This is a genomic window from Pseudomonas sp. HN2, assembly GCF_020736465.1.
In the GTDB taxonomy this organism is placed as follows: domain Bacteria; phylum Pseudomonadota; class Gammaproteobacteria; order Pseudomonadales; family Pseudomonadaceae; genus Aquipseudomonas; species Aquipseudomonas moraviensis_A.
In genome coordinates this window covers 6005540-6019041 of the sequence record NZ_CP085885.1, presented here as the reverse complement: position 1 = coordinate 6019041, position 13502 = coordinate 6005540, and the positions used below count along the sequence as shown (strand labels likewise).

The window sequence follows — 13502 nt, the reverse complement described above, 5'->3', positions numbered from 1 at the left end:
CTCAAGGCTTCCACTTGGTATGTTCCTGCCGCCACTGGCTCAGCTCGATGACTTCCGCGCGAGGCTTGTGCACTTCGACCACCGGCGGCGTATCGTCGAACGGTGCCGGGTAGGGTGCCAATTCAATCTGCGCACTGTGCGCGCCGAATTGGGTCACGGTGCCGTTGTGGCGGCTCTCGCCAGTCACGGTGAATTCGAAGTTGTACACCCGCGCCAGTCGGCGGCGACCGTTGGCGTCCTTGATCAAACCGATCTTTTTCAGCGCGACGTTACCGTCCAGCAATTCGACGCCGACGTTGCTGCAATGCTGTTTGACCCGCTCCAGCGCGCGCTCGCGCAAGCCGTGGTTGTGCCAGAACCAGGCACCGGCAGCAGCGAACAGCATCAGCACGAAGATGTTTTCCAGGGTCAGCATCTACATCGAACTCCAAAAGATGGCGTCAGCTTAACTGTCTCGCCGGTCTGTCGTACAGGCTGTGTTTCGTCGCATACTGCGCGGCTTGAATTTCAATCGTTTTACGGAATGACCCGAATGAAACGTACGCCTCATCTGCTCGCCATCCAGTCCCACGTGGTGTTTGGCCACGCCGGCAACAGCGCTGCGGTTTTTCCGATGCAGCGCGTCGGGGTCAACGTCTGGCCGCTCAACACCGTGCAGTTCTCCAACCACACCCAGTATGGTCAGTGGGCCGGTGAAGTGCTGGCGCCGCAGCAGATTCCCGAACTGATCGAAGGCATCGCCGCGATTGGCGAGCTGGGCAACTGCGATGCGGTGCTGTCCGGCTATCTCGGCAGCGCCGCGCAGGGCCGGGCGATACTCGGCGGTGTGGCGCGGATCAAAGCAGTCAATCCGAAGATGTTGTATCTGTGTGACCCGGTCATGGGTCATCCAGAGAAGGGTTGCAGCGTGCCCACCGAGGTCAGCGATTTCCTGCTCGATGAAGCGGCCGCCGTGGCGGACATCATGTGCCCGAACCAGTTGGAGCTGGACAGTTTTTCCGGGCGCAAGCCGCAGTCGCTGTTTGATTGCCTTGCCATGGCGCGGGCGCTGCTGGCGCGCGGGCCGAAAGCAGTGCTGGTCAAGCATCTGGATTACCCGGGCAAACCGGCCGATGGTTTCGAGATGCTGCTGGTGACGGCCGAGGGCAGCTGGCATCTGCGCCGTCCATTACTGGCGTTTCCGCGTCAGCCAGTAGGCGTGGGCGATTTGACGTCCGGCCTGTTCCTGGCGCGGGTACTGCTGGGCGACAGCCTGCTCGCAGCCTTCGAATTCACCGCAGCGGCGGTGCATGAGGTGTTGCTGGAAACCCAGGCGTGCGCCAGTTATGAGCTGCAACTGGTGCGGGCGCAGGACCGGATTGCCCATCCGCGGGTGAAGTTCGAGGCGACGGCGATCAGTCTCTAAGAGCTAGTCGTCTGTATTCGCGAGCAGGCTCGCTCCCACAGAAAGAATGCATTCCCAATGTGGGAGCGAGCCTGCTCGCGAAAGCGATCAATCGAGCGCTCTCCATTTCAAGCGTCGCCCTTGATCTCCTGATAACGCTTCTCCAGCTCCTGACGAATCTGCCGACGCTGTTGCGCCTGCATGAAGCGGCGCTTGTCTTCGCTGTTCTGCGGTTGCAGCGGCGGTACTGCGGCCGGTTTGCGCTGGTCGTCCACGGCGACCATGGTGAAGAAGCAGCTGTTGGTATGGCGCACCGAGCGTTCGCGGATGTTTTCCGTGACCACTTTGATGCCGACTTCCATCGACGTGTTGCCGGTGTAGTTGACCGAGGCGAGGAAGGTCACCAGTTCGCCGACATGAATCGGCTCGCGGAAAATCACCTGATCAACCGACAGTGTCACCACGTAGCGCCCGGCATAACGGCTGGCGCAGGCGTAGGCCACTTCGTCGAGGTATTTGAGCAGGGTGCCGCCGTGGACATTGCCAGAGAAGTTGGCCATGTCGGGGGTCATCAGTACCGTCATCGACAGCTGGGCGTTTCCGGGTTCCATAACGTTCTCACGGGTCAAGGCTGATGGCTGGAAGCGCCTCTGCGGGCGCTTGGTGGCTTTTCAGAAAGCACCGTTATCGGGACGCCGGGCAACGGGCCGCCGTCACGCCGGTAGCGATCTGTTTCCATATATTGCACCGGCTTCCAGAGCGAAGTCGCGGTGTTAACCTGCAAAAGCCCTGCCCAAGGGCAATTCCCACATCTAAAGCGGATTTTTAACCTGCTCGCGCGGACTTTTCTGACGTCTGCCTGCGACTGTCGTGATCAAGGAGCCCACGCCATGCATGCCATCAGTTTTATTCAGGATCTGGCAGTGATCATGCTGGTCGCAGGTGTGGTCACCGTGCTGTTCCACCGTTTCAAGCAACCGGTGGTGCTCGGCTACATCGTCGCCGGGTTCATCATCGGCCCGCACACACCACCGTTCGGCCTGATCCACGACGAAGAAACCATCAAGACCCTGGCCGAACTCGGGGTGATTTTCCTGATGTTCTGTCTCGGTCTGGAGTTCAGCCTGCGCAAGTTGTTCAAGGTCGGGGCTACAGCGTTTATTGCCGCGTTCCTCGAAATCATTTTGATGATCTGGATCGGCTACGAGATTGGCCGCTGGTTCGACTGGAACACCATGGATTCGCTGTTCCTTGGCGCGATTCTGGCGATTTCCTCAACCACCATCATCGTCAAAGCCCTCAACGATCTGAAGATGAAGAACGAGCGTTTCGCGCAGTTGATCTTCGGGGTATTGATTGTCGAGGACATCCTCGGCATCGGCATCATTGCGCTGCTGTCGAGCATCGCGGTCAGCGGCACGGTGAGCTCGGGCGAAGTGTTCTCCACGGTCGGCAAGCTGTCGCTGTTCATGATCGTCGCGCTGGTCATCGGCATCCTTCTGGTGCCTCGCCTGCTCGCCTACGTAGCGAAATTCGAAAGCAACGAGATGCTGCTGATCACTGTGCTTGGCTTGTGTTTCGGCTTCTGCCTGCTGGTGGTCAAGCTCGAATACAGCATGGTCCTCGGCGCCTTCCTGATCGGCGCGATCATGGCCGAGTCGCGACAGCTGCTGAAAATCGAGCGACTGGTCGAGCCGGTTCGTGACTTGTTCAGTGCGATCTTTTTCGTCGCGATCGGGCTGATGCTCGACCCGCTGATTCTCATCGAATACGCCTGGCCGATCGCGGTGATCACCGTCGCCGTGGTGCTGGGCAAGATGTTGTCCTGCGGCCTCGGAGCATTTATCGCTGGCAACGACGGACGAACCTCGCTGCGGGTCGGCATGGGCCTGTCACAGATTGGCGAATTTTCCTTCATCATCGCCGCGCTGGGCATGACCTTGCAGGTGACCAGCAACTTCCTCTATCCGGTCGCGGTGGCCGTTTCGGTGATCACCACGCTGCTGACGCCGTACTTGATTCGCGCGGCGGATCCGCTGTCGATCAAGCTCTCGGCAGCCGTACCCAAGCGTCTCGGCCGGGTGCTCGGCATGTATGGCGAATGGTTGCGCAGCATTCAGCCGCAAGGCGAGGGCGCGATGCTGGCGTCGATGATCCGGCGGATTCTGTTGCAGGTCGGGGTCAATCTGGCGCTGGTGATTGCGATCTTCTTCGCCGGCGCGTATTTCGCCGAGCGCATGTCGTTGTGGCTGCAGGACTGGATCAGCGATCCGAGCTGGCAGAAGGCGTTGATCTGGGGCGGGGCGCTGTTGGTTTCGCTGCCATTCCTGATCGCGGCATATCGCAAGCTCAAAGCGCTGTCGATGCTACTGGCGGAGATGGGCGTCAAGCCGGAGATGGCCGGGCGTCACACGCAGCGAGTGCGACGGGTGATCGCCGAAGTGATCCCGATTCTCTCGCTGCTGGTGATTTTCCTGCTGTTGGCGGCCTTGTCGGCCAGTATCCTGCCGACCAACAAGCTGCTGGTGCTGATCGCCGTAGTCGCCGCCGCGGTAGCGGCGTTGCTTTGGCGCTGGTTCATCCGCGTGCACACGCGCATGCAGGTGGCCCTGCTGGAAACCCTCGACAACCACAACGAGTCGTCGGGGCACTGACCACCCGGGGCGTCTGGCGGATCAGCTCTCCAGCCAGACGTCCCGCGCCCAGTGCCATACCGATTCCCAGGTTTCCTCGGCGATCAATTCTTCTTCGGCCTGCCACAGCACCACGGTGCCGTCTTCTTCGACACAGTAGTAGTCGTCGCCGTCCTGACAGATCGGGATCAAGCTGCGATCAACGCCTACATCCCACGCATTGGCCGCGACGTCCGGCAAATAGGTGTGTGACTGCGGGTCGGTGACCGTCACGGGTTCGAGGCTGCCATAGACCACATCGCTGACGGTCAGCAAAAATTCCTTGAAGACAAACGGAATGTCGATGAACAGTTGTTCTTCGATTTCCACCAGCAGGTCTTCGTCAGGCAGTTCCAAAGGAACCGGCACGGGTTCGTTGGCTTCGCGCAGTTGTTCGATAATTTCTTCCACGTCCGGGATCCTCTTGCTTGAATGGCGCGGTTTATATGGGCCGGTTTATACAGTAGCTCGCTACAGATGCAACCGTGAAATGAAAAACCCCGGCCGGGGCCGGGGTTCTGTTACCGCAAGTGAAGCGCAGCAGGGATCAGCCGTTCTGGCGGATACCGGCGACCAGCCAAGGCTGGTTGTCGCCCTGCGGACGTTCCATGTTCCAGCTCTCGCTGAACACTTCGCCCTGGTCGAAACGCGAGGTTTTCGACACGCCGGTGAAGGTCAGGGTGGCGATGGTCTTGTCGGCACGATCGTCGACGCCGTCCAGCTGCACCTGCAGATTGTCGATGTAGGTCGACTGGAAGCCGTCGCCCAGATCGGCACGCTCACGCTTGAGGAACTCGAGCATTTGCGGGGTCACGAACTCGGCGATCTTGTTCATTTCGTTGGCGTCCCAGTGCTGCTGCAGCGACTGGAAGTGGCTGCGTGCGGCTTCAAGGAAGCGCTCTTCGTTGAACCAGGCCGGTGCGTTGATCACCGGACGGGCGGCAGCCGGAGCAGCCGAACCACCGAAGATCGAACCCATGGGGGCTGGCTTCTGCTCGAACACTTCACGCTGCATCGGCGCGCCGGCCGGAGCGAATTGCTCCTGCTGCTTGCGACGACGGGCGGCAATGAAGCGGAAGATCACGAACGCGATCAGGGCCATGATCAGGATGTCGAAGATCTGCATGCCCTGGAAGCCGTCGCCCATGAACATCGACGCGAGCAAGCCACCGGCGGCGATGCCCGCCAGAGGGCCGAGCCAGCGCGAAGCACCGCCGGCCTTGGCCGCGGCGCCAGCAGCACCGGCAGCGCCAGCGGTCGCTGCTGCACCGCCCACGCCTGGAGAAGAAGGAGCCATCTGGCTGGTCTGGTGCGTCGGCGCAGCGCCGGCGCTTTTGCCACCACCAAAGCGCTTGGCGTTGGCGTCGAGGCTCATCGTCAGGCCGATGCACAACGCCATGGCGATGCTAAGAAAACGTTTCATAAAGGGTATTCCCGTTTTGTGGAGACACGCGCGCCATGTTGCACAGCTGAAGTGTTACTGGCTAGCGAGAGAGTGTTTCGGGCTTTTGCCTGACAGGTTGCGTTCAGCTTGGCGAGGCAATCAGCCGATGTACTTTTGTCTGTAGGAAAAGGCGATAGGTTCAGAGGGATTGTGGGTCAGAACACCGAACCCTGTGGGAGCGAGCCTGCTCGCGAAAGCTGCACCGCGGTGTATCAGATCAACCGCGGTGATTTCATTCGCGAGCAGGCTCGCTCCCACAAAAAAACAAACCGGGGTCAGATGGCTTCCAGCTTGGCATAGCCGAGCATCAGCCATTTGCTGCCTTCGCTGAAGTTCACCTGGACTCGGGCCTGGGCGCCGGAACCTTCGAAGTTGAGGATCACGCCTTCGCCGAAGATCGAATGACGTACGGCCTGACCCAGCACGAAACCGGTTTCCGGAATCTCGCTGCCGCTGAACAGATTGCTGCCGCTCATCGACTGGTTGCCGCCGAACGGTCGGCTGACGCTATTGGACAGACGCACTTCCTGAATCAGGCCCTTCGGCACCTCGCGTACGAAACGCGACACCTTGTTGTAGGTTTCGCTGCCGTACAGACGCCGGGTTTCCGCGTAGGTCATCACCAGATTCTGCATGGCCCGAGTGATACCGACGTAGGCCAGACGCCGTTCTTCTTCAAGACGCCCGGGCTCTTCCAGGCTCATCTTGTGCGGGAACAGGCCTTCTTCCATGCCCACCAGGAACACGTAAGGGAATTCCAGACCTTTGGCGCTGTGCAGGGTCATCAGCTGAACGCTGTCTTCGTGCTCGTCGGCCTGAGTGTCGCCGGCCTCCAGCGATGCGTGGCCGAGGAATGCCGCCAGTGGCGTCAGCTCTTCGTCCTCTTCGGTGTTCTCGAAGTTGCGCGCGGCGCTGACCAGTTCCTCAAGGTTTTCTACCCGGGCCTGGCCTTTCTCACCTTTCTCCGCCTCGTGATAAGCGATCAGGCCGGACTGCTCGATGACGGTTTGCGTCATCAGGTGCAGCGGCATCTCGGCGCACTTGGCGGCGAGGTTCTCGATCAGCTCGATGAATGCACCGAGCGCACTGGCGGCGCGGCCGGTCAGGCCTTTGTTGGCGACCAGTTGACGCATCGCTTCCCACATCGATACATCGCTGTGTCGCGCGTGCTCGCGGATCGCTTCGACGGTTTTCTCGCCGATGCCACGGGCCGGCACGTTGATCACCCGTTCCAGCGCCGCATCGTTGCCGCGACCTTCAAGCAAGCGCAGGTAGGCCATGGCGTTCTTGATTTCCGCGCGTTCGAAGAAGCGCTGCCCGCCATAGATGCGGTACGGAATCCGCTCGCGCAGCAGGGCTTCCTCGAGCACTCGCGACTGGGCGTTGGAGCGGTACAGAATCGCGATATCGCTACGGGCCAGGCCGGTTTTCAGCGCACTTTCGATGGTTTCGACCACGTAGCGTGCTTCGTCGTGTTCGTTGAATGCCGCGTACAGGTTGATCGCTTCGCCGTCGCCGCCGTCGGTCCACAGCTCTTTGCCCAGGCGCCCGGTGTTGTTGGCGATCAAGGCGTTGGCGGCTTTGAGGATGCCGGCGGTGGAGCGGTAGTTCTGCTCCAGGCGAATCGTCTCGGAATCCGGAAAATCCGAAGAATACTGATGGATGTTTTCAATCTTCGCGCCGCGCCAGCCGTAAATCGACTGATCGTCGTCGCCCACCACCATCAGGCTGTCACCGCCCTTGCCGAGCAGGCGCAACCAAGCGTACTGCACGGCGTTGGTGTCCTGAAACTCGTCGACCAGAATATGGCGGAAACGCTTTTGATAGTGGGCCAGCAGGCCCGGATGATCACGCCACAGGTCGAGGGCGCGCAGCAGCAGCTCGGAGAAATCGATCACGCCGGCACGCAGGCACGCCGCCTCGTAAGCTTCGTAGATGCCGCGCATGGTGGCGAGGAACAGGTCGCCGCTGGCCTGGATGTGTTGCGGGCGCAGACCTTCGTCTTTCTGCCCGTTGATGAACCACTGCGCCTGCCGCGCCGGCCAGCGTTGCTCGTCCAGGCCCAGCTCGCGGATCACCCGCTTGACCAGCCGTTGCTGGTCATCGCTGTCGAGGATCTGGAAGGTCTGGCTCAAACCCGCTTCCTGCCAGTGCGCCCGCAGCAAGCGGTGCGCGAGGCCGTGGAAGGTGCCGACCCACATGCCGGCCGGGTTGATGCCCAGCAACTGCTCGATGCGATGACGCATCTCGGCAGCGGCCTTGTTGGTGAAGGTCACCGACAGGATGGAGTGAGGCGAGGCGTTCTCGACCTGGATCAACCAGGCGATACGGTGCACCAGCACTCGGGTTTTACCGGAACCGGCGCCGGCCAGGACCAACTGACGGCCAACGGGGGCCGCTACGGCCTGGCGTTGGGCATCGTTGAGGGAGTTCAGCAGAAGGGAGAGATCATCGCGCATCGGGGCATTCTAGGGTGCGCCGCGGGCCCGGGCAAACCGCGCGTTGCATTAGCCGATGAAAGTGCTGCCGAGGACGACCGGTCGGTCATTGGCTGCTGGCTTCGGCCTGTCTCGCCTGGGAGGTGGCAGCGGCGCGTTGGCGGCGGAAATTTTCCCTGCAATTGTGATCGGCAGCAGTTTGGCAACGGGGTCGGCTTGTGTATGCTCCGTCCACGTTTCGGGCGCACGCCCTCCTTATAAGAACAAGAACGTTGCCCATGACCCTCAGCGCCGAACTGTCGGGGCCCTCCGTGGACCCTCGGGTGATCCGCAAGCACTATGCCGTCGAAATGGCGGTGGAGCGCACGCGTCTGCTGTATCAGGGCTCGTTGTTGCCCACGCTGTTCATGTTGATCAATGGTCTGGTCTGCGCCGCTTTGCTCTGGAGCCCGCAGCGCTACTTCGTGGTCAGCGTCTGGCTGGTGTGGCTGCTGTCGCTGGTCGCGTTGCGGGTGATCCAGGTGGCTGCGTTCGATTCGGCGATTCCCGATCGCCAGGCCCGGCCGATCTGGTTTCGCATGTTTCTGCTCGGTTCGACCATGACCGGTCTGACTTTGGCCGGTGCCGGCATCGCCCTCGTTCCCGCCGACAATTTCATTCAGCAGGCCTGGGTATTCGGCCTGATCGGCGCGGCAACGCTGTCGGCCAGTGTCGCCTACGCCGTGAGCCTGCCGGCGTTCCTGTCGTTTACCTTGCCCTGTCTGCTGCCAGCGATCGGCTACCTGTTCTGGGGCGGCGACGATCAGGCACGGGGCTGGGGCTGGCTGGGGTTGATCCTTCTCGGTTCGCTGAGCGTGGTCGCGTGGCAGGTCAATCGGCTGATCGATCGCGGTCTGCTCCGGCGTTTCCAGAACCAGCACCTGATCGAGCACCTTCAGCAAGCACAGGCCCGCAGCGAACAACTCAATCAGGAACTGGGCAAAGAGATCGAGCAGCGCCGCTGTGCCGAAGCCCGGTTGCGTGAAGCGCAGGTTGATCTCGAAAATCGCGTGGCCCAGCGCAGCCGCGAACTGGATGCAGCCAACCAGGCCTTGAGCAAAAGCGAAGCGCGGTTGGCGCTGGCACTGAAGGCCAGTGAGCTCGGCTTATGGGACTGGAATCTGCAGACCGACGAAGTCCACCACACGCAGGTTCAGGAACTGTTCGGCCTCGCCCCGGAATACGTGACTGCGCTGCTGCGCGATCTGAAACCGCGACTGCACCCCGAAGACGTGCCGTCACTGCAGTTCGCCCTGGTCGAACATTTGAAGGGGCGCACCGAGGATTATCAGGTCGAATATCGCTTGCGCCACGGCGACGGCCACTGGGTGTGGATCGAGGACCGCGGCCGCGCCGTCGAGCGCAGCGCCAGCGGCCGGGTGATCCGCATGGTCGGTACCCGCCGCGATATCAGCGCCGGCAAAAGCCTCGAAGAGCAGCAACGGCTGGCGGCGACGGTGTTCGAGGCGGCCAGCGAAGGCATCGTGATTCTCGATCCTGACTACGCGTTGATTGCGATCAATCAGGCTTTCAGCCGGGTTACCGGTTACGAGATCGACGACATGCTCGGGCGCAACGTTGTCGAGTTGCCGTGCAGCCGCGATGCCCGTCGTCACTACGTGGCGATCCGGCATGCGCTGGAGCAGCACGGCAGCTGGCAGGGCGAACTGGTGGAAACCCGCAAGAACGGCGAGTTGTACCCGCAATGGTTGCAGCTAAATGCGGTGCGCGACAGCCGCGGCAATGTCAGCCATATCGTTGGTTTCTTTGCCGACCTCTCGGCGCGGCGGGCGTCGGAAGAACGTTTGCGCTATCTGACCCATTACGACGAGCTCACCGGTCTGGCCAACCGTTCGCTGTTCCGCGAACGCCTGCATGAAGCCCATCAGCGGGTTCGCCAGGGCGGGCGCCGCAGTCTGGCGCTGCTGCACATCAATCTGGATCGTTTCAAATTGCTCAATGACAGCCTTGGTCATGAAGTCGCCGATCAGTTGCTGCAGAAGATGGCGCGCCGGCTGGTCAATGCCTTGCCTGAGGCCGACACCATTGCGCGCTTGTCGGGAGACGAGTTTGCCGTGCTGTTCGATGCCTACGGCAATCTGTCGAGCCTGGCCCGGGTGGCGACACGGTTGTCGGCCAAGCTGCGTTTGCCGCTGAGTGTTGACGGGCATGAGCTGGTGGTGAGTGCCTCGATGGGCATCAGTCTGTTGCCCGACAACGCGCGGGAGATCTCGACGCTGGTCAGCCAGTCGAACATGGCCATGCAACATGCCAAACATCTGGGCGGCAACAACTTCCAGTTCTACACCGACAGCCTGCAAGCCAGCACACTCGAGCGTTTGCAGCTGGAAAACCACTTGCGCCGAGCCATTGAAGAGCAGCAACTGACGGTGTTCTACCAACCGAAACTGTGCCTGCAAAGCGGTCGTTTGAATGCTGCCGAGGCGCTGGTGCGCTGGGATCATCCGAGCATGGGCCAGGTGCCACCGGCGGATTTCATCGGCCTCGCCGAAGAGACCGGGCTGATCGGGCCGATCGGCGAATTCGTCCTGCGTCAGGCGTGCTGGCAAGCGTGCGAATGGCAGCGTCAGGGCCTGGCGCCGATCCGTGTGTCGGTGAACCTGTCGGTGCATCAGTTGCGCCAGGGCAAACTGGTCAGTCTGGTGCGGCAGGTGCTGGAAGAAACCGGCCTGGCGCCGCACTACCTTGAGCTCGAGCTGACCGAAAGCCATTTGCTCGACAGCGTCGAACACATCATTGCGACGTTCCAGCAACTGCGCGATCTGGGGGTGAAACTGGCGATCGATGATTTCGGTACCGGTTATTCGTCTTTGAGTTATCTCAAGCGTATTCCGGTGGATTACGTGAAGATCGATCAAGCGTTCATTCGCGGCTTGAGCGCGGGCAGTGCGGACGCTGCGATCACTCGCGCGATCATCGCCATGGCGCACGGGCTGGCCCTGAAAGTCGTGGCCGAGGGCGTCGAGCGGCAGGATCAACTGGAATTTCTTCGCGTCGAGCGCTGCGACGAGGTGCAGGGCTACCTGATCAGCCGGCCAGTGGACGCTGCCAGTCTGGCCGGGCTTTTGCGCGATCAGGAAAATCCGCAGTAAGGGCTACATGCACCTCAGCAGGCCTGATACAGGGACATTGAGTTACGCATTGAGCAGGCAAAATGCCCATTCATGTAGTATAACTACAAGCTTGCTACATCCTTGCCCACAAGAAGAGTCCAGCCCCTTGAATCTGCTGCAACACATCGCCCAGTCACGTCACCTGTTACGCAAGTCGGAGCTCAAGGTCGCCGACCACGTGCTGCTTGACCCTGCGGCAGTGATGCACAGTTCCATGGCCGACCTTGCTCACAGCGTCGGCATCAGCGAGCCGACCATCGTGCGCTTCTGCCGCGCCATCGGTTGTTCCGGCTTTCAGGATCTCAAATTGAAATTGGCTCAGAGTCTGGCCGCCGGTGCCAGCTTCGGTCAGTTCGCCATCCACGAAGACGACTCCGTCGCCGACTACAGCCTGAAGATTTTCGACACCACGCTGCACACCTTGATGGAAGTGCGCGAGAAACTCGACCCGGTGGAGTTGCAACGCGCAGTCACGCTGATGTCCCAGGCGCAACGCGTCGAGTTCTACGGTTTCGGTGCCTCGGGCGCGGTGGCGGCGGATGCGCAGCACAAGTTCTTCCGCTTGCTGCTGACCGCAGCGGCGTATTCCGATCCGCACATGCAGGCGATGTCGGCGGTAACGCTGAAGCCCACCGACGTGGCGATCTGTATTTCCCAGTCGGGGCGTTCCAAGGATTTGCTGATCACCGCCAACCTCGTTCGCGAGAGCGGGGCGTCGCTGATCACCTTGTGCCCGAGTCAGACGCCATTGGCGGAGTTGTCGACGGTGAACCTGGCGATCGATGTGCACGAAGACACCGAAATCTATACACCGCTGACCTCGCGCATCGCTCACCTGGTGGTGATCGACGTGCTGGCGATGGGCGTGGCCATGGCCCGCGGACCGAGCCTGGTCAATCACCTCAAGAGCGTGAAGCGCAGTCTGCGCAGTCTGCGCTTGTCGCCCAAGGCTGTGAAAGCGCTGGACGACTAAATCCAAGGTCGGCCGACCTCTTCGCGAGCAGGCTCGCTCCCACAGAGTTCTGCTGTAAAGACAAATTCTGTGTCTGCCGGAGATAAAAATGTGGGAGCGAGCCTGCTCGCGAAGGCGCACCTGTAAATACCGCACATTTGAAATTTTCATCAGTCTGTAACCCTGACGCAGCCAAACCGTCATCCCCCACGCCTATCGTGAAACTCCCGTACTCGCCTTGGGAGAATCGAAATGGCTCAGCCCTACGAAGAACGCAACAGCGCCGCGAAAACCCGTCGTCAGCAGGAAGATCAGCGCCGCATGGAATTCCGCCGTGCGATTGAAGATCGCTTCGAACTTCGCCAGCTTCAAGCCGAGATCGGCGATTTTCCCGAGATCACTCACTGGCAGGTACCGCCCGCAGCTTCCCGTCGAAACGCTCAACCAGCGCAATAATCTGCGCCCGCTCGCTGCGGATAAATGCCAGGAACGCATGCGCAACCGGTGACAACCGTTTGGCTTTGGCTTGCACCAGACACCAACTGCGCATCAGCGGCAACTCTTCGACCGGCAGCTCGACCAGGCCGCCGGTCGCCAGCTCCAGGTTCAGGGCGTGGCGCGTCAACAGCGCCAGGCCCAGACCCGCCAGCACGCATTCGCGCTGAGCTTCGGCGGACGCCACTTCCTGGGTCTGGGTGAAGTGCACGCGCTTTTCCTTGAAGTATTCCTCGCAGGCCAGGCGCGTACCCGAGCCCGGCTCGCGGATCAGCAGTGTGTACGGTTCCAGATCCTGCAAGCGCAGCGGGCCGGTGTGTGCCAGCGGGTGATCCGGGCGTGCCACGGCGACGATCGGATTGTTGAGAAACGGCAGGAATTCCAGACCCATGTCCTGCGGCACCATCGACATGATCACCAGATCATCGCGGTTGTCCGAGAGGCGGCGGATGACCTGGCCACGGTTGACCACGGTCAGTTGCAAATTGACTTCCGGATGCTGGCGCTTGAATGCGGCGAACAGGTGCGGCACGAAATATTTGGCGCTCGATTCCACCGCCAGTTTCAACTGACCCTGCAGCGACCCCTGCATGTCCGACAGCTGCATATCGAGGTTTTCCAGCCGGCCGAAAATGTCGCGGCTGGCGCGCTGAAGCGCTTCCGCCGCCTCGGTCATATAGAGTTTTTTACCGACATAATCGAATAACGGCTGGCCAATCAGCTCTTCGAGCTGACGAATCTGTAGGCTTACGGCCGGTTGTGTGAGAGACATTTCCTCGGCTGCGCGGCTGTAGGAACGTAAATCGCACACCTCATTGAAGATCTGCAATTGACGTAATGTCATACGCATCAATGACTTACGCATAGGGTTCGGGCTCGGTCGGCGGACAGATGTTTCAACTATAAGTGTTTACTTATGCTTGACCCAATTTTTATTCATTTTT

General features: G+C 60.8%; 11 protein-coding genes. 5 read left to right on the top strand and 6 right to left on the bottom strand.

What is annotated here, in order from left to right:
* Position 1: 1 nt before the first annotated feature.
* Positions 2–415, bottom strand: a complete 414-nt coding sequence (locus tag LIS66_RS26835) for a DUF3301 domain-containing protein (protein ID WP_042608041.1) — start codon at positions 413–415, stop codon at positions 2–4.
* Positions 416–532: 117 nt separating this feature from the next.
* Here LIS66_RS26835 and pdxY point away from each other — a divergent pair, with 117 nt between their 5' ends.
* Positions 533–1405, top strand: coding sequence for a pyridoxal kinase PdxY (gene pdxY / locus LIS66_RS26830; RefSeq protein WP_227973338.1), 873 nt, complete (start codon positions 533–535; stop codon positions 1403–1405).
* Positions 1406–1512: 107 nt separating this feature from the next.
* On the opposite strand, the gene LIS66_RS26825 is transcribed toward pdxY, so the two are convergent.
* Positions 1513–1995: an acyl-CoA thioesterase gene (locus LIS66_RS26825; protein ID WP_016772447.1), complete on the bottom strand. Its 483-nt coding sequence runs from the start codon at positions 1993–1995 to the stop codon at positions 1513–1515.
* Between the two features lie 279 nt (positions 1996–2274).
* On the opposite strand from LIS66_RS26825, the gene LIS66_RS26820 reads away from it, so the two are divergent.
* Positions 2275–4038, top strand: a complete 1764-nt coding sequence (locus tag LIS66_RS26820; RefSeq protein ID WP_083353860.1) for a cation:proton antiporter — start codon at positions 2275–2277, stop codon at positions 4036–4038.
* A 21-nt stretch (positions 4039–4059) separates the two neighbouring features.
* Here LIS66_RS26820 and LIS66_RS26815 read toward each other — a convergent pair whose 3' ends face one another.
* The 3 genes from LIS66_RS26815 to uvrD all read right to left on the bottom strand — a co-directional run bounded on the left by LIS66_RS26815 (position 4060) and on the right by uvrD (position 7959).
* Positions 4060–4467, bottom strand: a complete 408-nt coding sequence (locus LIS66_RS26815) for an SMI1/KNR4 family protein (protein WP_038359443.1) — start codon at positions 4465–4467, stop codon at positions 4060–4062.
* A gap of 136 nt (positions 4468–4603) precedes the next feature.
* A complete protein-coding gene (locus tag LIS66_RS26810) occupies positions 4604–5479 on the bottom strand; it encodes a Tim44 domain-containing protein (RefSeq protein ID WP_042608044.1) in 876 nt (291 codons plus the stop codon).
* 296 nt (positions 5480–5775) lie between these two features.
* A complete protein-coding gene (gene uvrD / locus LIS66_RS26805) occupies positions 5776–7959 on the bottom strand; it encodes a DNA helicase II (RefSeq protein ID WP_064365169.1) in 2184 nt (727 codons plus the stop codon).
* Positions 7960–8216: 257 nt separating this feature from the next.
* Here uvrD and LIS66_RS26800 point away from each other — a divergent pair, with 257 nt between their 5' ends.
* From LIS66_RS26800 to LIS66_RS26790, 3 genes are all read left to right on the top strand, one after another.
* A complete protein-coding gene (locus LIS66_RS26800) occupies positions 8217–11090 on the top strand; it encodes a GGDEF domain-containing phosphodiesterase (protein WP_227973337.1) in 2874 nt (957 codons plus the stop codon).
* Between the two features lie 127 nt (positions 11091–11217).
* Entirely contained in the window at positions 11218–12084 is an 867-nt protein-coding gene (hexR, locus tag LIS66_RS26795) for a transcriptional regulator HexR (RefSeq protein ID WP_007962240.1), read from the top strand.
* 231 nt (positions 12085–12315) lie between these two features.
* Positions 12316–12519 (top strand): PA3496 family putative envelope integrity protein, encoded by a 204-nt coding sequence (locus tag LIS66_RS26790; protein WP_227973336.1) that lies wholly within the window; start codon positions 12316–12318, stop codon positions 12517–12519.
* On the opposite strand, the gene LIS66_RS26785 is transcribed toward LIS66_RS26790, so the two are convergent.
* Positions 12461–13423: a LysR family transcriptional regulator gene (locus tag LIS66_RS26785; protein WP_227973335.1), complete on the bottom strand. Its 963-nt coding sequence runs from the start codon at positions 13421–13423 to the stop codon at positions 12461–12463. The two genes, LIS66_RS26790 and LIS66_RS26785, sit on opposite strands and share 59 nt — an antisense overlap.
* Between the last annotated feature and the right edge of the window lie 79 nt (positions 13424–13502).